The sequence below is a fragment of the Priestia sp. VA7 genome, assembly GCF_055710015.1.
Window position 1 is genome coordinate 761140 of sequence record NZ_JBVQPN010000002.1, and the last position, 22000, is coordinate 783139.

Here is a 22000-nt window from a genome sequence, read left to right on the forward strand (position 1 = left end):
GATGACGACAAATCAATCAAACTCAGATAACCCAAGGCTCAATTTAGATTATCGTAAAAAAAGAAACGCAGAAGATATGAAAATGCAAGTTATCTCTTTTGGGATGATGTTGTTTCTAACGCTAATTGCTTTTTTTGCGGTTTATCAAGAGTTTAGCGGATGGTACATTATGCCGGTGATTGTGCTCTTGGCCGTTGTTCAAGTCATCTTTCAACTTTATTATTTCATGCATATGAACCACAAAGGACATACCATACCAGCATTTTTCTTGTATTCAGGTGTATTGGTAGCTCTTTTAACCATTTTAGCTTTTGTAACCATTATTTGGTGGTAAAGAAAAGGGCTGGCATGCGCCAGTCCTTTTCATCATCTGTAGAAGGAGGAATAGACGTTGATTAACAATTTGCAGATGTTTGGTTTTGAAGCACTTTGGAGTCCTTACTATTTTTTAACCATTTGTCTGGTGACCGCCTTATATTTTTTCATCGTTGGTAGATGGAGAGGGAATTTTATAGGAGCGGTGGCCGTAAACAGAAAAACAAAAGCGTATTTTGTTATTAGCATGGTTCTTTTATATATATGTAAAGGAGGACCTGTAGATTTACTAGGGCATTTTATGTTTAGTGCTCATATGACGCAAATGGCAATCGTTTACTTGGTGATTCCTCCGCTTTTTATTTTAGGAATTCCGCCGTGGTTAGCTCGTTCTGTTATTTATGTAAGAGGAGTTAAACCTATTTTTAAATTCTTTACACAGCCCTTAATTGCGCTACTATTATTCAATGGGTTATTCTCTTTGTATCATATTCCGCTGCTTTTTGATTTTATTAAAACGGATATGATGCTCCACGGAATCGTGAGTGTTGTATTATTTGTCGCTGCATTTTGCATGTGGTGGCCACTCGTTAATCAGCTAGAAGAAGAACAAAAGCTAAGTTCTTTAAAAAAGCTTGGATACATTTTTGCAGATGGCGTACTCCTTACTCCAGCATGCGCGCTGATTATTTTTGCAAATCATTCTTTATATGCGACGTATACAGATTCAAGCGCTTGGGTACAAGCTCTTTCCCTTTGTGTACCGCCTTCTATGATTGCAAGTTTAGGGCAGCTTGCTCCCGAGATGTTTAATACGCTGCCGCCCGTGGAAGATCAGCAGCTAGGCGGCGTTATTATGAAGATCATTCAAGAAATTGTGTATGGAACGGTTTTAGGCTTTATTTTTTTTCAGTGGGCTCGAAAAGAACGAGAGAAAGATATGTACATGCCCGATTTTACTGAGCCTCAAGATATAAAACCAAAGGAATTTCCGTCTACTCCTCCTTTGAATTAAAAAAAGCGCAGTGTGATTACTGCGCTTTTTCTAATTCTATAGCTGAACGGTTTCAAGCTGTGATTTGATTTGTGTTAATATCTTTTCACACTGTTCTACAAGGGATGGCGGAAAGTATTCGCCGTCTCCATATTCTACACCGTGCGGATAATAATGTTTGCCTAGTAGAGGTGTCATAAGATGAATAACAGCATGCCTGCCCCCTACGTCGCCTGAAATAGCATGTCCTTGGACTCGCAAATAGAAGGTATCTCGCTGAAACTCGAATTTTCGATCGTACGTGACGCGTTCATAATCCCATTGTCCGGCGCGGACCAGACCAAATTGATGCATAATCTCATCTAATAAATCTAAATCAACCTTTAATGAATCAAATTTTGCATATTCAAATTTCATATGAACTCCCTCCCAAAACAGATATACCCCAATTAAATCATAAGCCGAATGGATAAAACTTGCAATATCTAATAAGGAAAAATGTAAACGTTATCTATTTTTATTTAAACGTTTTAAATACGAAAGTTTACTAAAAAGTTGGTCACACTATAAAACGAACACACGATGTAAAGGAGGATAAAATAATGAAAACTGTACAAGAGGTAATGACAGCTGATACGGAAACATGCACCACGCTTGATAACGTATATGAAGTAGCAGTGAAAATGAAGGAATGGAATGTAGGAGCAATTCCAATTGTCGATAGAGACCAGCTAGTAGGAATGATTACAGATCGAGACTTAGTTATCAAAGGCATTGCAGAAAAGAAGCCAAATTCAAGTAAAGTAACGGATGTTATGAGTGAAGAGCTTATAACTATTACAGCGGAAGCCTCTGTAGAAGAAGCTTCTAAGCTTATGGCTCAACATCAAATCCGTCGTCTTCCTGTTGTGGAAAATCAAAAGCTAGTAGGGATTGTATCGCTAGGTGATTTATCAACGTTTCGCTATGCAAATGAACGTGCAGGAGAAGCGCTCTCAGACATTTCACAACAAACGCATTAAAAAGCGAAAGCCAACTGTTTGCAGTATATTCGTAAATAGTTGGCTTTTTCTTTTGTTTCCTTCATACCGATAGCTATTTTTTTTTGAATGCATGTATAATAGAGATAAAAATAAGTTAAACAGGTAAAGAAAACAGGTGTAAGGAGAGGAAGAAAAGCTGAAAAAAGTTATTTTTATTCTCGTATTAATAGTGGCATTTGTATACGCGGAGGATTATTTACCTCAGCTAGAAAAATATCTAACGGGTCAAAATATTGAGCAAAACCAAAAGGATTCCAAAAGTCAGCCCACACAAGAAGTGGCTTCTTATGAAAAACAAAGTGAAAATATGATGAGGCTCATTGGAGATCATTCAGAACAGTTAATTGGAATGCTTGGAGAGCCGGATCGTATTGATTCTTCTGCATATGGCTATGATTGGTGGATTTACAAAAAGAATCGTCAAACTTATGTGCAGGTAGGAGTAGAAAATAATCAAGTCGTATCTGTATACGTCATTGGCTCAAAAACAAATACAGATCCTTTTGAGATTGGTGAGAAGCGAGAGGAAGTAGAAAAAAGAGTTTCACTTTCATCGGAACTCACGCTTCAAAAAGACGGAAATGAATACCGATTTCGTCTGAGTGAAGAGGATATGAAAATGCGTCCTATTATTAAATATGGAGATGTATACGTCCAACTATATTTTGATCAGTTCCTTAATACAATCTCAAGTATTCGAATTATGGACATGGACACGCTATTAAAACAGCGTCCGTACGAAATTGTTTACCGCGGCGACCTTCCCACAGCTCCGTCATTGACATCGGAGGAGTGGAAAAGTGTCCAAGAAGGAGAAGAGCAGCAAATTATCGATATTACAAATGTAATTCGAGACCGGTTTCAGCTGTCGCCTTTAGCTTGGGACGAAGCCACTGCCGGAGTAGCTTATTTACACAGCAAAGAAATGAGCGACTTAAACTATTTCTCTCACGTTTCACCAGCACAAGGTGATTTAGGCAACCGTCTGCAAAAAGGTGATGTAGTATACCGTATCGCGGGCGAAAATATTGCCTCGAATTATCAGGATGGAATCGCTGCGGTTGAAGGGTGGCTTAATAGTGAGGGACATCGTAAGGCTTTACTCAATAAAGAGTTTACGCGTCTTGGTGTAGGTGTATATGAGAAATATTACACGCAAAACTTTATCACTCCGATGAATGAATAGTAAGATTAAAACTTCCTTTTGAAAATTGGTCTACTCTTGTCCTCTTTCTCATAAGTTTTAGTAGAGGTTAGAGGAGGGACGAGAATGAAAGGAAGAATAGTAGGAATATTGCTCGTACTTTTCTTTGCATATACGACTACTGTACATGCAGCTGAAGGGCAGTGGGAAAAGCTTGATAACTTATCTGATCAAACGCTATCGCTTGTAGAGCAAAAGGAGTATAAAGCAGCCCAACATTTGTTCAGAAACTTTTCGAATGAATTTACCAGTCTCAATACAGCTTCTTTGGGCGTATCGGCCGAAGATATACGTATTTTAACTCTTTGTTATGAACAGGTAGAAAGGTCTCTTTTATCTTCTGATTCCAGTGATGAAGAACGTCTTCAAAAAGCTACTCAATTTCGATTGTTAGTCGATGCGCTGCACAGCAAGCATCAGCCTATGTGGACTGAGCTCGAAGGCAGTATGCTAGCAACATTTAAAGAGATGCGAAATGAAGCGGTAAAAGGAGAACAATCGGCTTATGAAGCGCAGCTTAAGCAATTTTTGAAGGAATATGATATGATCTTACCGAGCGCGCAGGTAGACGTGTCGTCTCCCTATGTACAGCGTGTGAGCGCGGACGTTCACTTTTTACAAACTGAAGGAACGCTAAGTGAGATTAACGATGAGCAGTTTAACCAAATGGAACAAAACTTAAAAGATTTTTTTGAACAAGTAAAAGAAAATCGTACAGACCCGTCTTTTATTTGGGTTACAATTACCACCGGAAGTATTATTATTGCTACACTTTTTTATGTAGGAGCGCGGAAATATTTTGCTGACCAGAAAAGAAAGTCAGCTAGAGGGCGTAATGATTGACGTAAAAGCGCAGAATTGTCTAAAATAAAAGAGTAGTCAAACACATAATGAAAGGTGTGGGTAAATGAGCTTTTTGATTTATTTTCTCATTATTATCCTTGTGCCAATTTGGGCACAGTTTAAGGTGAGAAGTGCTTACAAAAAATATTCAAAAGTAAGCAACTCATCAGGAATGACAGGCGCAGAAGTAGCAAGAAAAATTTTGGATGAAAACGGATTGTACAACGTTCACGTAGAGCCTGTAGGCGGATTTTTATCGGATCACTACGATCCTCGCTCAAAAGTCATTCGTTTATCAGAAGACAACTACTACGGAACGTCTGTCGCAGGCGCTGCCGTTGCGGCTCACGAAGTGGGACACGCGATTCAAGACAAAGAAAACTATTCGTTTTTACGCCTTCGTCACTCGCTTGTGCCGGTAGCAAGTTTAGGGTCTAACGTATCATGGATCTTAATTATGATTGGAATTATCGCGCAGGCTAGTGGGTTATTACTACTTGGAATTATCTTCATGGCAGCAGCTGTCGTATTCCAACTTGTAACACTGCCTGTTGAATTTAACGCTTCAAGCCGAGCGATGAGGCAAATCGTCTCAGTCGGAGCGATTAGAAATGACGAAGAGCGCGAGACGCGTAAAGTGCTTAACGCAGCGGCTTTAACATACGTAGCAGCTGCAGCCGTAGCAGTTCTTGAGTTGGTTCGTTTAATCATGATTTATACAGGAATGAATAACGACGACTAAAAAAAAATACCGCATTAGCGGTATTTTTTTATCTTTCAAGCGGTTTTTTATTTTCATCAAGGGTAAATCCTTCGCCTAAGACATCATGAACATCCGTAACTGCAACGAATGCGTGCGGATCTACAGAAGTAATAACTTGCTTTAAACGGAAAATTTCATTTTTACTAACCACGCAGTATAGCACGTTGGTATCTTGCTTAGAAAAAGAACCTTGTCCTTTTAAAATCGTCACGCCTCGATCCATTTCTTTCATAATTTTATCCGATATGGCTTCGTTATGATTTGAAATGATCGTTGCTCCTTTGGCGGCATACGCGCCGTCTTGCATAAAGTCAATAACCCGTGCAGCGACAAAGACCGCAACAAGTGTGTACATAGCTTCTCGGTAGGATAAATAAATGAGAGACGCACTAATCACAATAAAGTCAAAAAGAAACATCGTTTTCCCCATATTCCACCCGATATATTTTTGCACAACACGTGCGATGATATCGACTCCTCCTGTTGTTCCTCCAAACCTGAAAATAATGCCAAGACCCACTCCAATAAAAACACCGGCAAAAAGAGCTGCTAGAGTCATATCATGACGCAGGGGCATATTCACTGGGAAGCGCTGGAATATCCATAAAAATAGGGATAAGCTAACGACTCCGAGCATGGTATAAATAAATGCTGTTCTCCCTAATAGTTTCCACCCTACAAAAAACAAAGGAATATTTAACACTAAGTTAGAATAAGAGGGATCAATGTTAAATAAGAAAAATAAAAGCAGGGTAATGCCTGTGAATCCACCTTCAGCTAAATTGTTTTGCATGTTAAAATTAACAAGTCCAAACGCAAATATGGCAGCACCAAGCAGTATAAAAATAATATTTTTTAATCTGAGACCTTTCATACTTACAAACCTCCTATGACCGTTTTTGCACTACCTTATCATAAAGGAATATATTTCATTTCGTAAATAACTATCGAAAAGATTTTTGAAAATAGTAAAAAGTGATGATGTTTCTTCTAGTGCTATGTATTAGTAGTATCCTCAATTCGTAAAATATAGACAGATTTTTGAGAATTAAGGGCAACGTGAGGAATATTGCGAAAGAGCATCTGATAAAGGCTTGGTAAGAAGAAGTAATTACACTAAATAATTTGAAGTAAAGATGTTATAATAGTAAGCTGAGTGTACTTCTAAAAGAGGTGAAATAAAAAGATGTCAAAAAAAACGATGGAGCAAATGCAACAAGAAGTTGATGCATATATTAGCCAATTTAAAGAAGGATATTTTAGTCCTCTTGCTATGCTTGCGCGCATGTCGGAAGAAGTGGGCGAATTATCGCGCGAAATTAACCACTATTATGGTGAAAAGCCGAAGAAAACGACTGAAGCAGAACGTACGGTCGAAGAAGAAATGGGCGACATTTTATTTGTATTAATTTGCTTTGCAAATTCATTAAATATTGATTTACAAGAAGCGCATGATCGCGTTATGAATAAATTTAATACGCGTGACAAAGATCGCTGGACGAAAAAAGAAGACTAAGGAGAGAAAAAGAATGGACAAAATTCGAATTGTACTTGCAGGACCAAGAGGTCGTATGGGAAAAGAAGCTGTATTATTAATAGAAGAAACAGAGCATTTTGAATTAGTAGCAGCGGTAGATCGTATCAATGAAGGAAAATACATAAGTGATATTGAAGGAATGCCAAATGTACAGGCACCAATCTACACGGATATTGAAAAATGTTTTCAAGACGTTAAGGCAGATGTTTTAGTTGACTTGACAACACCTGAAATTGGGCGCGTTCATACTAAAACAGCCCTAACATATGGAGTAAGACCTGTTGTAGGAACAACTGGCTTTTCAGAAGAAGATTTAAAAGAATTACAGCAGCTTGCTGAAGAGAAGGAACTTGGCTGTATCATTGCGCCTAATTTTGCAATTGGCGCTATTTTAATGATGAAGTTTTCACAAATGGCAGCTAAGTACTTTGATGATGTTGAAATTATTGAAATGCATCACGATCAAAAGTTAGATGCACCATCAGGAACAGGCTTAAAAACAGCGGAGCTTATCAGTGAAGTTCGTGAAGCAAAAAAACAGGGTCATCCTGAGGAAAAAGAATTGCTAGAAGGGGCGCGCGGTGCAGATTATGAAGGAATCCGCCTACATAGCGTACGCCTGCCAGGGCTGATTGCTCACCAAGAAGTGATGTTCGGAGGATTTGGACAAACATTAAAAATCCGTCATGATTCATACAACCGTGCTTCTTTTATGTCAGGTGTGAAGCTAGCTGTTGACACAGTTATGAACGTAGACACACTTGTATATGGATTAGAAAATATTATTGACTAAGGAGCGAGAAAAATGAAAATCGCCTTAATTGCACATGATAAAAAGAAAAATGATATGGTACAATTCACAACAGCCTATCAAGCGATTTTACAGGAACATTCGCTGTTCGCAACAGGAACAACAGGAACGCGTATTTCAGAAGCAACAGGTTTGAAGGTTCACCGCTTTCAATCAGGACCGCTTGGAGGAGATCAGGAGATAGGAGCTTTAATTGCTCAAAATGAAATGGATATGGTTATTTTTTTCCGAGATCCGTTGACAGCTCAGCCTCATGAACCTGATATTTCAGCTCTGATGCGCCTATGTGACGTCTATGCGGTTCCTCTTGCAACGAATATGGGAACAGCAGAGATTTTAATTCATGGACTTGAACGAGGCGATTTGCATTGGCGTTCAATTATAAAAAAATAGGGTGAAGATAATGAAAGAAACAATAGATATCCTTGCCTTTGGTGCTCATGCCGATGATGTAGAAATCGGCATGGGTGGAACCATTGCAAGAATGAGTGAACAAGGTTTGAAGGTAGTTATTTGCGATTTGACGCAAGCTGAACTTTCTTCAAATGGAACGGTTGAAATTCGAAAACAAGAAGCGTCTAAAGCTGCTGATGTCTTAGGTGTTCATGAGCGAATTCATCTGCATTTACCAGACAGAGGTTTGGTTTTAAAGGCAGAGTATATAGCTGAAATAGCCTCAGTCATTCGCACGTATCAACCAAGGATTATATTTGCTCCTTACTTTGAAGATCGTCATCCTGATCATGGAAATTGTGCAAAGCTTGTAGAAGAGGCCATGTTTTCCGCTGGCGTTAAAAATTATATCGATTATAAAAAGCAAAAAGCTCATCGTGCTGAGTCTCTTTATTTCTATATGATAAATGGATTTCATAAGCCAGATTTTATCGTAGATGTATCAAGCACGTTTCAAAAGAAAGTAGCTAGTCTAGAGGCTTATGAAAGTCAATTTATAAAAACAGCAGATACGTTTGATACGCCGCTGGTAAACGGATATATTGAAACGGTAGAGAGCAGAGAGCGATTATTTGGCAAAGAAGTCGGGGTAGCATACGCTGAAGGTTTTTTATCTAAAAAACCGATTTTGATGTACGACGATTTAGTAGGTGGAAAATAAATGAAGTTAAAAATTGGTATTACATGTTATGCTTCCGTTGGAGGTTCAGGAGTGGTAGCAACGGAGCTAGGGAAGCTGCTGGCTGAAAAAGGGCACGAAATTCATTTTATTTCCTCTAGCATGCCTTTTAGATTGACGAAAGTATATCCAAATATTTATTTTCACGAAGTAGATGTAAATCAGTACTCCGTCTTTAAATACCCTCCGTATGATCTGGCTTTATCCAGTAAAATGGCTGAAGTGGCTAAAAGAGAAAAGCTTGACATTATTCATACGCACTATGCAATCCCCCATGCCGTTTGCGGGATTTTAGCTAAACAAATGGTGGAGCACGAAGTGAAAATTGTGACGACTCTTCATGGGACAGACATTACGGTTCTAGGAGAGGATCCATCGTTAAAAGACTTAATTAAATTTGGAATTGAGAAATCAGATGCAGTGACGGCTGTATCTCAGTCACTTGTTGATCAAACTCACCATTTGATTAGTCCAGATAAAGAAATTGAAACGATGTATAATTTTATTGATGAACGAGTTTATCATAAAAAAGAAGTGCAGTATTTAAAAGCGGAGTATGGCATATTAGAAAATGAAAAAGTCGTTATTCATATTTCCAACTTTCGTCAAGTCAAACGAGTTACAGATATAGTCAAAACATTTGCTATTATTAATAAAAAGCTTCAGTCTAAGCTGCTGCTTGTAGGAGACGGCCCTGAAATGACGGTTGTGTCTCAATTAGTAAGAGAGCTAAATCTTCAAGATTCTGTATTATTTCTTGGGAAACAAGAAAATGTAGCAGAATTATATTCGATTAGCGATTTAAAACTGTTATTGTCTGAAAAAGAAAGCTTTGGGCTTGTACTTTTAGAAGCTATGGCCTGTGGTGTTCCATGCATCGGAACAAATATAGGCGGAATTCCTGAAGTAATTGAACACGAAAAAACAGGATATATTTGCGAAGTGGGAGACGTCGAAGACGCAGCGAGCAAAGCAATTCAGCTACTTGAAAATGAACAGCTGCATCACCAAATGAGGGAAGCGTCTCTAAGCGCAGTTAATCATAAATTTCATTCAACAGAGATTGTGAGTCAATATGAAAAACTTTATTATAAATTGGTACAGGGTTGAAGAATGGAGGAAGTTATGAAAGAACCGTTCATTCATCCGCTTTATATTATTGAAAAACTGGAGACAGCCGGTTACGAAGCGTATTTTGTTGGAGGAGCGGTTAGGGATCTCATTTTAAATCGGACGATTGGAGATATTGATATCGCTACGTCAGCTAGGCCTGAACAAGTGATGGAACTCTTTCCTAAGACGATTCATGTAGGAATCGAGCATGGTACGGTTGTCGTTGTCCATGAGAACGAGACCTATGAGGTAACCACTTTTCGCTCTGAGGGAGAATATGATGATTTTCGTCGTCCCTCGTCCGTTACGTTTATTTCGTCTCTGATAGAAGATTTGCAGCGTCGCGATTTTACAATCAATGCAATGGCTATGAATGCAAAAGGAGAAATCATTGATCCATTTAATGGAAGAGAAGATTTGCGAAACCAGTTAATTCGTACTGTCGGAAATGCTAAAGAACGCTTTCATGAAGATGCTCTTCGTATGATGAGAGCCGTTCGCTTTGTCAGTCAGCTGGCGTTTTCGCTGTCTGATCAAACTAAAAGAGCCATTCAACAATACGGTGAACTGCTGAGGCATGTTTCTATTGAACGCATTACAGTGGAATTCGAAAAAATGCTGAGCGGAAAGCGTCCGTCTTTAGCATTAGCACTTGTAGCAGATACGGAGCTATATCGCTACTTGCCCCAATTGAATGTAGATCCGCAAAAATTCCGATCTGTTTGTGCACACGATTGGATGATGCTTCAGCGAGTATCGGAGTCATGGACACTTCTGGTACATCTACTCGACATTCAAGACAAGCAGGCATTTTTTAAAAGCTGGAAATTATCTAATAAGCAAATTAAAGATATTCAGCTTCAGTCTATTGGTCTTCGAGACGTTTTGGAAAATGGATGGTCAAAACGCATCATGTATACAATTGGAGAGCAGGCCAGCGTAAGCGTGAATCGTATTTTACAACTTCTTCGAAGCAATGAGCATATGAATGAACATGAGCTTCTTTACATCTATAGCGAGCTGCCTATTCATTCTTTAAAAGATTTAGATATAAATGGTCAAGATCTTTTAGTGTGGACAGGTAAAAAGGGTGGTCCATGGGTGTCTCAACTGTTAAAAGAAATTGAGGAGAAAGTTCTATACAATGAGTTAATGAACACGAAATCTTCAATAAGAAAGTGGGTGCAGTCTTGCAGTCAGATATAAGAAGAACGCTGCTTGAAATGTTTACGAACGCAGATGGGGACTATGTCTCTGGCCAAAAGATCAGCGATTTATTAGGCTGTTCAAGAACAGCTGTATGGAAGCATATCGAAGAGCTGCGAAAAGAGGGCTATGAACTTGAAGCTGTTCGTAAAAAGGGCTATCGTATTGTTGGGAAGCCGAACAAAGTAAGCAGCAACGAGCTTTTATTAGGGCTCCAAACAACAAAAATCGGTCAGTATATTCATTATGAGGAAAGCGTGCATTCTACTCAAAAGATTGCTCATCGAATTGCTCAAGAAGGAGCCAAAGAAGGAACGGTCGTAGTTGCTGAAGAGCAAACGGCAGGGAGAGGAAGACTTGATAGAGCGTGGTATTCCCCAAAATATACTGGTGCCTGGATGAGTATTATACTGCGTCCTTCTATCCCACCGCAGCAGGCTCCTCAGCTGACTCTACTATCAGCAGTGGCTGTTGTACAGGCCATTCAAGAAGTGACGAACCTTTCTCCAGACATTAAATGGCCTAATGATGTTTTATTAAATGGGAAGAAGCTAGTTGGGATTTTAACAGAAATGCAGGCTGATTTTGACCGGATTCATTCGGTCATCATTGGAATCGGCATCAATGTGAATCAGCAGGAAACGGATTTTAATGAACAAATCAAACACATTGCCACATCTTTACGTATTGAAAAAGGTGAAGAAATTAATCGTGCAGCTTTGATGCAAGCGTTTTTCTTAAAGTTAGAAACCCTTTACGAAGAATACTTAAAAAATGGCTTTGGTTTAATTAAAGTTCTTTGGGAAACGTATGCAATTAGTATTGGCAAGCGAATTATAGCGCGCACGATGACAGCCAACATTGAAGGCTTTGCAAAAGGCATAACAGATGAAGGCGTTTTATTGATTGAAGATGATGAAGGAGTTATACACCGAATTCATTCTGCAGATATTGAGCTCTCTGCTAAAAAATAGTAGAAAAATAAAGAAATTTTTATTATAATACGAGTATCAAGGTAGTATCGCAAGAACTTCACTTGATACTCGTTTGTTTATTTTTAATACGACAATAAATCTGCCTTGATCCATTAAGGACTAGGACAGAGGGATGACGCATAGGTAAGCACATTAGGTAAAGTGTGCTTTTTATAGATGAAGTCTGTCAAAGTCCTTCTTCCTTTTATAGGTAGAAGGGCTTTTTGTGTGCAGACGTGCGCTCATCTCCTCTGAGAAGGAGGAGAAAGTTAGTGAAAACAAAATTAGATTTTTTACGTATGAAACAAAACAATGAACCAATTGTGATGCTGACCGCGTACGATTATCCGTCAGCTAAGTACGCTGAGGAAGCAGGCGTAGACATGATTTTAGTAGGTGATTCTCTAGGAATGGTCGTTTTAGGATATGACTCTACGATTCCTGTAACGGTAGATGACATGATTCATCATACAAAAGCGGTTAAAAGAGGAGCTGCTGATACATTTATCGTCACCGACATGCCATTTATGTCCTATCACGTGTCGAAAGAAGACACGATGAGAAATGCTGCTCGCATTATGCAGGAAAGCGGAGCTCATGCTTTAAAAGTAGAAGGAGCAAATGATGTTCTCTATACAATTTCAGAATTGACGCAAGCTGGTATTCCGGTTGTTGCACATCTCGGGTTAACACCTCAGTCTGTCGGTGTTCTGGGCGGTTATAAAGTGCAAGGGAAAGAAGCGAAAGAAGCAAAACAGCTAATCCAAGACGCGATCAAGTGTGAGCAGGCGGGAGCTATTGCTGTTGTATTAGAGTGTGTTCCTAAACAAGTAGCAAAACAAGTAGCTGAACGCTTAAGCATTCCTACAATCGGAATCGGAGCAGGAGCTGACACGGATGGTCAAGTACTTGTATACCACGATGTATTAACGTACGGCGTAGAGCGTGTGCCCAAATTTGTTCAGTCATTTGCGAAAATAAATGAGCCTATTTCACAAGGGCTTTCACAGTATGTAAGTGAAGTGAAAAAAAGAGAGTTTCCGAAAGAAGCACATACTTTTTCAATGAAAGAAGAGCAGTTAACGGCACTGTACGGAGGGAAATAAGATGAAAGTCATTACAACAATTAAAGACATGCAGCAGGAGATGAAAAAAGAAAAGCAGCTTGGACATTCAATTGGATTTGTCCCGACGATGGGCTATTTGCATGAAGGCCACGCTACTTTGCTTGGAGCAGCTCGCACAGAAAATGAAGTAGTGGTGCTAAGTATTTTTGTGAACCCGACTCAATTTGGACCAAATGAAGATTTTGATACGTATCCAAGAGATTTTGAACGTGATGAGCGCGTGGCAAAAGAAGCTAACGTCGACTACCTATTTTATCCTTCAGTAGAGGAAATGTATAAGTCAAGCCGTTCAGTTGCTATAACCGTGACAGATCGTGTAGACGTATTGTGTGGACAGAAGCGCCCCGGTCATTTCGATGGAGTAGCTACGGTACTAACAAAGCTTTTTCACATTGTAACTCCAGATCGTGCATACTTTGGTAAAAAAGATGCGCAGCAAGTTGCTGTAGTAGATAGCTTAATTGAAGACTTTAATTTCCCCGTGGAGCTTAGAGCAGTAGACACGGTGAGAGAAGCAGACGGATTAGCTAAAAGTTCTCGTAACGTATATTTAACAGATAAAGAAAGAGAAGAGGCGCCTGTTTTATTTAAGAGTTTACAAACCGCTCTGCAGCTTCTTGAAAGCGGAGAGAAGCATGTAGAAATCCTTAAAGGGACCATTCGAAAAGAAATTGAGCAACATACGAGCGGTAAAGTGGATTATATCGATGTTTATACGTATCCAGAGCTAAAAACGATTAAGCAAGCCGCTGGCAAAATCATTATTGCTTTAGCTGTTCAATTCTCTAAAGCCCGTTTAATTGATAATGTAATTGTAGACGTACAGGGGGATAACTAAATGTTTCGCACGATGATGAATGCCAAAATACACAGAGCTCATGTAACTGAAGCCAACTTAAATTATGTTGGGAGCATCACCATTGATGAAGATATCATTGACGCAGTGGGAATCGCAGCAAATGAAAAAGTCCAAATTGTAAACAATAATAACGGAGCTCGCTTGGAAACGTACGTGATTCCCGGCGAACGCGGGAGCGGTGTAGTTTGTTTAAATGGAGCTGCTGCAAGACTCGTGCAGCCTGGGGATATTATCATCATTATCTCTTATGCGCTCGTAGCAAATGAAGAAGTAGCTCACCATCATCCAACCGTAGCGATTATGAATGAGCAGAATAAAATCCAACAATTGCTTAAACAAGAACCAGCTGGTACAATTCTATAAGAACAGTCCCCCTTTATGAGGGGGATTTTTATTTAAATACATACGCTAGTAAGTGAACGGTATAAACCTCTATACACACTAAAGTAAAACTTCTATGTATGAAAGCCTCTCTGTTTTTCACGAGAAGGAGTTGCGCTTTTAAAGCATATAGAGCAGGCTTTCACTTTATACTATAAAAAGACAGACTTGCGAGGTGTTGACCGTGAATAAACGCTTTGTTGTGGTAGATCTTGAAACGACGGGACATTCTCCAAAACAAGGAGATAAAATGATTCAATTTGCTGCTGTCATAGTAGAAGACGGCAAAATTGTTGAACGTTTTTCTAGTTTTTTAAATCCGGGTATGGATATTCCGCCTTTTATTACACAACTAACTAACATTCAAAATGATATGGTGAAAGATGCGCCTTTATTTGAAGAAATTTCACCTAAAATTATAGAATTGCTAGATGATGCTTATTTTGTTGCACATAATGTGGCATTTGATTTAACTTTTTTACAAGAAGAACTCTATCAGTGCGGAAGGGAGACGCTTTATAATTCAACGGTAGATACCGTCGAACTGGCCCGGATTCTGCTGCCTACAGTTGATGGGTACAAACTTAGCCAATTAGCTGAGTATTTACATATTGAACATGAAAACCCTCATCAAGCAGATAGTGATGCAGAAGTAACGGCACGTATTTTACTATTACTAATTGAAAAATTAAAGAAGCTACCTCTAACAACTTTAAAGCAGCTGTATGCGCTAAGCTTGCACTTTAAAAGTGAAATTGGAGAACTGATTCAACAAGTTATAGATGATAAAAGTTATGCCGAGGATGATTCTTATGAATTTATACATGGCATTGCGCTAAATAAATATCAGCCGCATTCAGCTAATGAAAAGCAGCACTCTCATACTTACGAAATATTTGAAGCTGAAAAGCAAAAGCTGTTCCATCAGGCTCTGCCATTGTTTGAAGAACGAAAAGGGCAGTGGGAGATGATGAACTTTGTACAAGAGTGCTTTGCAGGTAATGAGCATGCTTTAATTGAAGCTGGGACCGGTATTGGTAAAACCTACGCTTATTTAGTTCCTGCTGTGTTTTATGCTTCTGTTCATCATCAACCAGTCATTATCTCAACTAACACGGTAACGCTTCAGCAGCAAATCATCGAAAAAGATGTGCCTATTTTAGAAAAGATTGTTCCGTTTCCTGTTACAGCAGCTGTTTTAAAAGGAAGAGAACACTACATTAGTATAAGAAAGTTTATTCAGCTCTTAAAAGAGCGCAATAATAATTACGATGCAATCCTCACAAAAGCGAAGCTGCTTATTTGGCTGACGGAAACGGAAACGGGCGACAGCGATGAAATAAACCTGCCTTCTGGCGGCAAACTTTTTTGGGAACAGCTAAATGAAAGCAATCCGTCTCCAAGTGATTTTAAGCATCCTTGGAAACTTTATTCTTTTTATGAACGAGCGCAGAACAGGGCGCAAAATGCCCATATAGTAGTGACAAATCATCGCTTGCTGTTGATGGATGTGATGAGTAATCATGAGCTGCTGCCTGAGTATGAACAGATTATTATTGACGAGGCTCATCACTTAGAAGACATTGCCGGAGAAGAGCTGGGAGAGCGCTTAGATTATTTTGCGGTTCATGCGCTATTAAACCGAATCGGAACCATTCAAGACAAAGGGCTGTTAAAAAAAATTCATCATACGTTTGTAAAATATAGCATCGAGCTTAACACTGAATTTCTTCAAAGGCTGTTTGTGCAGCTTCATTCTGAGTGCGATGACTTATTTCGTTTGATTCATTCTTTTGTCCAAAAAAGAATCGGCAATCAGCAGGGTGAGATTGGAAGAAGCAGCTATCGATATAAAGTGGAAAAAGAGCATGGGCATTACTGGACGGCTATTCAAGAAGCAGCGTCGCGCATTCGTTTTTTAATTCACGATCTTTTTACATGGAATGATGGGGCAAGACATTCTTTTGACGAACTATATGACAAAGTCACAAAAAATGAACAGTCGTCTCTTCATGAATTTCAAACGGCTGTTAAAGGATTTGAACACATATCTCAGCAAATAGAAAAGCTTTTGTTCAAACAGCAGAGTCATCACGTAACGTGGTTTGAGATTGAACCAAAAGGAGCAGCGAATGCTACGTATATCTATAGTCAGCCTACTTCCATTGCCGATACGCTGGCTGATGAATTTTTCGCCAAGAAACAAAGCGTTATTTTAACATCGGCTACATTGACGGTGAATGGAACATTTGATTATTTAATTCAAGAGCTAGGGTTATATGACTTTCAGCCTGCTCAACTCATTCTCCCTTCTGAGTTTGATTATGAGAAGCAAGCTAGAGTCTATATTCCTCAAGATATGCCTGCTGTTAACGAAGTATCATTATATGAGTATAGCGCTATGATGGCAGAAAGTATTCTTGACGTAGCTAAAGTAACAAATGGTCGTATGCTGGTGCTTTTTACTTCATATGACATGTTGAAAGCTACGTATGGTTATTTAAAAGAGTTAAACGATCTTGAAGAGTTTGTACTGCTCGGTCAAGGAGTCACAACTAGAAATCGTAATAGACTGCTAAAGGACTTCAGCCAGTTTGAGCATTCCATTCTATTAGGTACAAATAGCCTGTGGGAAGGAATTGATCTGCCAGGAGATTTATTATCATGTCTCGTAATTGTCAGACTTCCTTTTTCATCTCCAAATCAACCTCTGCTGACAGCTAAATTTGAGCAGATGAAAAAAGAAGGAAAAAGTCCTTTTATGAATTATTCACTTCCTCAGGCCGTTATCCGTTTTAAACAAGGATTTGGACGGTTGATTCGTTCGAAAAGTGACCGAGGAGCTATATTTATTTTTGATAATCGTATTACGCGAACAGCATATGGGTATCATTTCCTTCACTCACTTCCAAAAGTCCAGGTTGTTCAAAAAACGTTTTCGGATGTCTTACTGGACTACAAAGAATGGTGGAATGAAAAGACTTGAGCATACGCTTAAGTCTTTTTTTATGCATACTGTTTCTTCACTTGAGAGACGATAGTAATATACTATGATAAGCAAATGAGGACAGTGTATGATTAAAATATTAATAAGTGCCGTACTGTTTTTTAGTTTTATGAACTGTTCGGTTTCAGCAGCCGTCATTAAAAACGTAGATTTTGGTTTACAAGTTGATGAAGTAGTGATCACCTTTTTACCTCTTTCAGCTGGAGAAGCGAGTCTGATTCAAGACGGAAGCGGTGAGACTATTTTGATAAATACCGGGAATGCATCTTCCTATCCCGAGCTAAAGAAGTGGTTGAAGCGATATAAAGTGAAAAAAATCAACCAATTAGTGATTACGAAACAGCAAAAGTACTATGATTCAAATGTTCAGCGAGCTGTGAATGATTATCAAATAGAGCGTATTATTGTCCCCGCTCAGTACCAGGCGGAATTTCAAACAGAGAAGTGGAAAGAAAATGATTTATTTCAGTTAACAAATAATATACACGTTGATGTCTTGCATGCATCGAAGCAAAAAATAGCGGCTATGGATCTATTATTTACGATCGGAGAACATCGGATTCTATATGCAATGAGCAGCTCAGATGAAGTAGAAGAAAAGTTTTTGCGCATTCCTCTTACTCATGTAGATGTATTGAAAATTCCTGATTTTGGAGAGGGAACGTTTTTTTCGAATGCATTTTTGAAGCAATTAGATACACAGCTTGCGGTTGCGTTTACGAAACCAGGCCGTTCCTATTCCCCTCGACTGCTTTCAAATTTAACAGCTGAATGGATTGAGTTATATGATGTAAGAGAGGGGAGCGCTTACTCTATTAAAATGTCGCTAAAATCCTATGATGTGATGAAATTTTCTGCAAAATAAACAAATTTCCTTTTGCAAAAAGAGGTAAATTCCTTATAATATTATATATGTTTACTTATTTATTCGGTTTTTACGCAAAACGTACAGACGGGATTGATGAGTGAAAAAGATGACGGTGGTTTTTGATACCTGTTATAATACGGATATCGTCATTTTTGCGTCGTGATAGACGAGCTAGGAGGTTTACAATGGAAAGTAGGATTGAAGTATTATCAACTGTCCGCGTGGAAAATTCCTCGGATTTATATAAAATTGTTGATAGTTTGAATCGCACGTTGAAAAAGCAAGATTTGATGTTCGGATTAGCGTTAGATGAAGAAGATCAAAGCAAAGCTGTATTTACAATTTATCGTACATAAGTAGGGATTTTATGAAAAAGTTAATTATTGTAGCGGTAGCTGCTGTGCTTTTAATTATCGGAGGCATTTCTTTTAGCATTTATCACTCGTCCGTGAAGGATGTTCAGTCTGCTGAGGAAAAAGCAGCATCCCAAGCAAAAAAAGAATTTAATTTGAAATCTGTCACAAGCACCCAGCCATATTTCGGCAATCATGCATTTTATGTAGTAGAAGGTACAAACCGAAGCAATCAAAAGGTAATTGCTTGGATGCCTAAAAGCAAAAAACAAACAGCTGTTTTAAAGAAAGCAAGCAGCGGGATCACAAAAGAGAAAGCCATTTCCATTGTGAAAAATGATAAAAACCCGCAGGAAATTAAGTCGGTGCGCCTAGGCATTGAAAATAAAAAGCCGCTGTGGGAAGTAACATATGTGGATAAAGATAAGAAACATTTAACATACTATTATCTTGATTTCTCTAGCGGTGAATTTATAAAACGATACAGCTTATCTCAATCATAAATCGTTTATACCATATGAAATACCATATGTGTCATAATATAAGATTTCAGCGCTTTATGAAAATGAAGCCAATTTTTTATCTATAATCAGCCCGCGGGCTGATTATAGCTTTAGTTCATAGGGGGAGATTTTAGTGAAGTTAGCAAAACGTGTATCAGCATTAACGCCATCATCAACATTAGCGATTACAGCAAAAGCGAAAGAATTGAAAGCGGCTGGTCATGATGTGATTGGACTTGGAGCAGGGGAACCTGATTTTAATACGCCGCAGCACATTTTAGAAGCGGCTGTTACAGCAATGAATGATGGTCAGACAAAATATACGCCAGCAGGCGGCCTTGCACCATTAAAAGAAGCGGTAATTGAAAAATTCAAACGTGACCAAGGCCTGACGTATTCACCTTCTGAAATTATTGTTTGTACAGGTGCTAAGCACGCACTGTATACGTTATTTCAAGTTCTGTTAGACGAAGGTGACGAAGTGATTATCCCAACTCCTTACTGGGTGAGTTATCCTGAGCAAGTAAAGTTAGCAGAAGGTACACCAGTATTCGTTGAAGGTTCTGAAAATAACGAATTTAAAATCACACCTGAACAATTAGAAGCGGCTATTACTGCTAAAACCAAAGCTGTTATTATCAATTCACCAAGCAACCCAACAGGTATGATTTACACAAGAGAAGAGCTTCAAGCTTTAGGAGAAGTTTGCTTGAAGCACGATATTTTTATCGTATCAGATGAAATTTATGAAAAGCTTGTATATGGTCAAAATGAACATGTATCGATTGCACAGCTTTCACCAGCGTTAAAAGAAAAAACAATTATCATTAACGGTGTTTCTAAGTCACATTCCATGACGGGCTGGCGTATTGGATATGCAGCTGGTGATGCTACAGTTATTAAAGCGATGACAAACCTAGCGAGTCACAGCACATCAAATCCAACATCTATTGCTCAATATGCAACAATTGCTGCTTATAACGGCACTCAGGAGCCGGTGGAAATGATGCGACAAGCTTTTGAAGAGCGTCTAAACGTAATTCATGAAAAGCTGATTAACATTCCAGGGTTCTCATGCTTAAAACCACAGGGTGCTTTCTACTTATTCCCTAATGCAATTGAAGCTGCAAAGTTAACTGGTTTTGATACAGTTGATGCATGGGTAGAAGCTATTTTAGAAGAAGAGAAGGTAGCGCTAGTGCCTGGATCAGGATTCGGTTCACCAGAAAACGTACGTCTTTCTTATGCTACATCACTAGATTTGCTAGAAAAGGCATTGGAACGAATTCAATCATTCATGACTCGTCACATGAAATAAAAAAATAACAATAGGTAGAAACAAAAGAGTCTTTTAGCACAAATCACACGTGTTAGAAGGCTCTTTTTGTTTGTTACTTGTTATTATGTTTGTCGAAATGTATAATAGGATGGCATACATAATTACGAAATGTAAGTTTTTTGGAGGGATATTAATCGTGAAAATTACGATTTCAGAAGCAAGCAAGCATGTAGGAAAAGAAGTAACAATTGGTGCTTGGTTAGCGAATAAACGTTCAAGTGGTAAAATTGCCTTTTTACAGCTGCGCGATGGATCAGGATTTATGCAAGGGGTAGTTGTAAAAGCTGAAGTAGAAGAAGAAACTTTTAAATTAGCTAAATCTATGACGCAAGAATCATCACTATATGTAACAGGTATAGTACGTGAAGATGAGCGCTCACCGTTTGGCTATGAATTAACAGTTACAAGCCTTGAAGTTATTCATGAAGCTGTTGATTATCCAATTACGCCAAAAGAACATGGAACAGAGTTCTTAATGGATAACCGTCATTTATGGCTGCGTTCTAAACGTCAACATGCTGTTATGAAGGTTCGTAACGAAATTATTCGTGCAACGTATGAATTCTTTAACGAAAACGGGTTTACAAAAGTAGATCCGCCAATCCTAACAGGAAGTGCTCCTGAAGGAACAACAGAATTATTCCACACGAAATATTTTGACGAAGATGCATATCTTTCTCAAAGTGGACAGCTTTATATGGAAGCAGCGGCAATGGCGCTTGGAAAAGTATTTTCATTCGGTCCAACGTTCCGTGCTGAAAAATCTAAAACACGCCGTCATTTAATTGAGTTTTGGATGATTGAACCAGAGATGGCTTTCTACCAATTCGAAGATAACTTGAAAGTACAGGAAGAGTATGTGTCTCATGTCGTACAGTCTGTTTTAACAAACTGTAAGTTAGAGTTAAATGTACTAGGCCGTGATACATCTAAGTTAGAACAAATTAAAGCGCCATTCCCTCGTATTTCGTACGATGACGCTCTTAAATTCTTACATGAAAAAGGATTTACAGACATTCAGTGGGGAGATGACTTTGGAGCACCGCATGAAACGGCTATCGCAGAAAGCTATGACAAGCCGGTATTCATTACACACTATCCAACGTCATTAAAACCATTTTATATGCAGCCAGATCCAACAAATGAAGACGTAGTATTATGCGCAGACTTAATCGCACCAGAAGGCTACGGAGAAATCATTGGAGGCTCTGAACGTATTCATGATCAAGAGCTTTTAGCTCAGCGTGTAGAAGAGCACAAATTAGATACTGAAACGTATAAGTGGTATTTAGAGCTTCGTAAGTATGGCTCAGTTCCACATTCAGGATTTGGTTTAGGCCTTGAGCGTACGGTAGCATGGATTAGCGGCGTAGAACACGTTCGTGAAACGATTCCATTCCCACGATTATTAAACCGTCTATACCCGTAAGGAAGTGAAAAAAGTATTCTGACTCTTGTAGTCAGGATACTTTTTTAGCTTTTTTTATGAATCATAAAAAGAAAAGAAAAACGAGGCTTTTACTTATATCATAAGAAAACAAAGGCAAACATAGAAAAGAGCATAACTTAAAAGGGAGTTGCAATTCTCGAAAAAATAAGTTAGTGTAATATTCTTGGAAGGAAGTCAT

At 38.7% G+C, this 22000-nt stretch carries 24 protein-coding genes; 22 read left to right on the forward strand and 2 right to left on the reverse strand.

Features of this window, described 5'->3' with window-relative positions; translation table 11 throughout:
• Position 1: 1 nt before the first annotated feature.
• On the forward strand, positions 2-334 hold the full coding sequence (gene ctaF, locus AC0C45_RS10360) for a cytochrome c oxidase subunit IVB (protein ID WP_013082313.1): 333 nt from the start codon (positions 2-4) through the stop codon (positions 332-334).
• 57 nt (positions 335-391) lie between these two features.
• A complete protein-coding gene (ctaG, locus tag AC0C45_RS10365) occupies positions 392-1330 on the forward strand; it encodes a cytochrome c oxidase assembly factor CtaG (RefSeq protein ID WP_016763449.1) in 939 nt (312 codons plus the stop codon).
• 36 nt (positions 1331-1366) lie between these two features.
• On the opposite strand, the gene AC0C45_RS10370 is transcribed toward ctaG, so the two are convergent.
• Entirely contained in the window at positions 1367-1726 is a 360-nt protein-coding gene (locus tag AC0C45_RS10370) for a YugN family protein (protein WP_013056084.1), read from the reverse strand.
• Between the two features lie 185 nt (positions 1727-1911).
• On the opposite strand from AC0C45_RS10370, the gene AC0C45_RS10375 reads away from it, so the two are divergent.
• The 4 genes from AC0C45_RS10375 (at position 1912) to AC0C45_RS10390 (ending at position 5141) form a co-directional block, all read left to right on the forward strand.
• Positions 1912-2331, forward strand: coding sequence for a CBS domain-containing protein (locus AC0C45_RS10375; protein WP_013056085.1), 420 nt, complete (start codon positions 1912-1914; stop codon positions 2329-2331).
• 190 nt (positions 2332-2521) lie between these two features.
• Positions 2522-3538 (forward strand): CAP domain-containing protein, encoded by a 1017-nt coding sequence (locus AC0C45_RS10380; protein WP_257063098.1) that lies wholly within the window; start codon positions 2522-2524, stop codon positions 3536-3538.
• An 84-nt stretch (positions 3539-3622) separates the two neighbouring features.
• Entirely contained in the window at positions 3623-4399 is a 777-nt protein-coding gene (locus AC0C45_RS10385) for a sporulation protein YpjB (protein WP_013082316.1), read from the forward strand.
• Positions 4400-4463: 64 nt separating this feature from the next.
• A complete protein-coding gene (locus AC0C45_RS10390) occupies positions 4464-5141 on the forward strand; it encodes a zinc metallopeptidase (RefSeq protein ID WP_047930947.1) in 678 nt (225 codons plus the stop codon).
• Between the two features lie 28 nt (positions 5142-5169).
• Here AC0C45_RS10390 and AC0C45_RS10395 read toward each other — a convergent pair whose 3' ends face one another.
• Positions 5170-6036 (reverse strand): YitT family protein, encoded by an 867-nt coding sequence (locus AC0C45_RS10395; RefSeq protein WP_013082317.1) that lies wholly within the window; start codon positions 6034-6036, stop codon positions 5170-5172.
• Positions 6037-6348: 312 nt separating this feature from the next.
• On the opposite strand from AC0C45_RS10395, the gene AC0C45_RS10400 reads away from it, so the two are divergent.
• From AC0C45_RS10400 to asnS, 16 genes are all read left to right on the forward strand, one after another.
• The gene (locus AC0C45_RS10400) at positions 6349-6678 is read left to right on the forward strand and encodes a nucleotide pyrophosphohydrolase (protein ID WP_013056090.1); all 330 of its coding nucleotides are present in this window, start codon (positions 6349-6351) and stop codon (positions 6676-6678) included.
• A gap of 13 nt (positions 6679-6691) precedes the next feature.
• On the forward strand, positions 6692-7492 hold the full coding sequence (dapB, locus tag AC0C45_RS10405) for a 4-hydroxy-tetrahydrodipicolinate reductase (RefSeq protein WP_013082318.1): 801 nt from the start codon (positions 6692-6694) through the stop codon (positions 7490-7492).
• Positions 7493-7504: 12 nt separating this feature from the next.
• On the forward strand, positions 7505-7903 hold the full coding sequence (gene mgsA, locus AC0C45_RS10410; RefSeq protein ID WP_013056092.1) for a methylglyoxal synthase: 399 nt from the start codon (positions 7505-7507) through the stop codon (positions 7901-7903).
• Positions 7904-7913: 10 nt separating this feature from the next.
• A complete protein-coding gene (bshB1, locus tag AC0C45_RS10415) occupies positions 7914-8624 on the forward strand; it encodes a bacillithiol biosynthesis deacetylase BshB1 (protein WP_237893707.1) in 711 nt (236 codons plus the stop codon).
• Positions 8625-9752: an N-acetyl-alpha-D-glucosaminyl L-malate synthase BshA gene (bshA, locus tag AC0C45_RS10420; protein ID WP_034653442.1), complete on the forward strand. Its 1128-nt coding sequence runs from the start codon at positions 8625-8627 to the stop codon at positions 9750-9752. It abuts the gene before it with no gap.
• A 15-nt stretch (positions 9753-9767) separates the two neighbouring features.
• Positions 9768-10961, forward strand: coding sequence for a CCA tRNA nucleotidyltransferase (locus AC0C45_RS10425; protein ID WP_028407961.1), 1194 nt, complete (start codon positions 9768-9770; stop codon positions 10959-10961).
• Positions 10946-11935 carry a bifunctional biotin--[acetyl-CoA-carboxylase] synthetase/biotin operon repressor gene (locus AC0C45_RS10430; RefSeq protein WP_016763453.1) on the forward strand — a complete coding sequence of 330 codons (990 nt, stop codon included), beginning with the start codon at positions 10946-10948 and terminating at the stop codon, positions 11933-11935. The genes AC0C45_RS10425 and AC0C45_RS10430 overlap by 16 nt, the downstream gene beginning before the upstream one ends.
• Before the next feature lie 272 nt (positions 11936-12207).
• Entirely contained in the window at positions 12208-13041 is an 834-nt protein-coding gene (panB, locus tag AC0C45_RS10435) for a 3-methyl-2-oxobutanoate hydroxymethyltransferase (RefSeq protein ID WP_014460974.1), read from the forward strand.
• Position 13042: 1 nt separating this feature from the next.
• On the forward strand, positions 13043-13900 hold the full coding sequence (gene panC, locus AC0C45_RS10440) for a pantoate--beta-alanine ligase (protein ID WP_237893708.1): 858 nt from the start codon (positions 13043-13045) through the stop codon (positions 13898-13900).
• Positions 13901-14284, forward strand: coding sequence for an aspartate 1-decarboxylase (panD, locus tag AC0C45_RS10445; protein WP_013056099.1), 384 nt, complete (start codon positions 13901-13903; stop codon positions 14282-14284).
• A 202-nt stretch (positions 14285-14486) separates the two neighbouring features.
• A complete protein-coding gene (gene dinG, locus AC0C45_RS10450) occupies positions 14487-17288 on the forward strand; it encodes an ATP-dependent DNA helicase DinG (protein WP_034653434.1) in 2802 nt (933 codons plus the stop codon).
• 88 nt (positions 17289-17376) lie between these two features.
• Positions 17377-18174 (forward strand): ComEC/Rec2 family competence protein, encoded by a 798-nt coding sequence (locus tag AC0C45_RS10455; RefSeq protein ID WP_171777521.1) that lies wholly within the window; start codon positions 17377-17379, stop codon positions 18172-18174.
• A 188-nt stretch (positions 18175-18362) separates the two neighbouring features.
• On the forward strand, positions 18363-18533 hold the full coding sequence (locus tag AC0C45_RS10460; RefSeq protein ID WP_013056102.1) for a YpmA family protein: 171 nt from the start codon (positions 18363-18365) through the stop codon (positions 18531-18533).
• 11 nt (positions 18534-18544) lie between these two features.
• Complete coding sequence (locus AC0C45_RS10465; protein ID WP_013056103.1) at positions 18545-19033, forward strand: cell wall elongation regulator TseB-like domain-containing protein; 489 nt, start codon at positions 18545-18547, stop codon at positions 19031-19033.
• Positions 19034-19166: 133 nt separating this feature from the next.
• The gene (locus tag AC0C45_RS10470; protein ID WP_013082327.1) at positions 19167-20351 is read left to right on the forward strand and encodes a pyridoxal phosphate-dependent aminotransferase; all 1185 of its coding nucleotides are present in this window, start codon (positions 19167-19169) and stop codon (positions 20349-20351) included.
• 157 nt (positions 20352-20508) lie between these two features.
• Positions 20509-21801 (forward strand): asparagine--tRNA ligase, encoded by a 1293-nt coding sequence (asnS, locus tag AC0C45_RS10475; RefSeq protein WP_013082328.1) that lies wholly within the window; start codon positions 20509-20511, stop codon positions 21799-21801.
• Positions 21802-22000 lie beyond the last annotated feature (199 nt).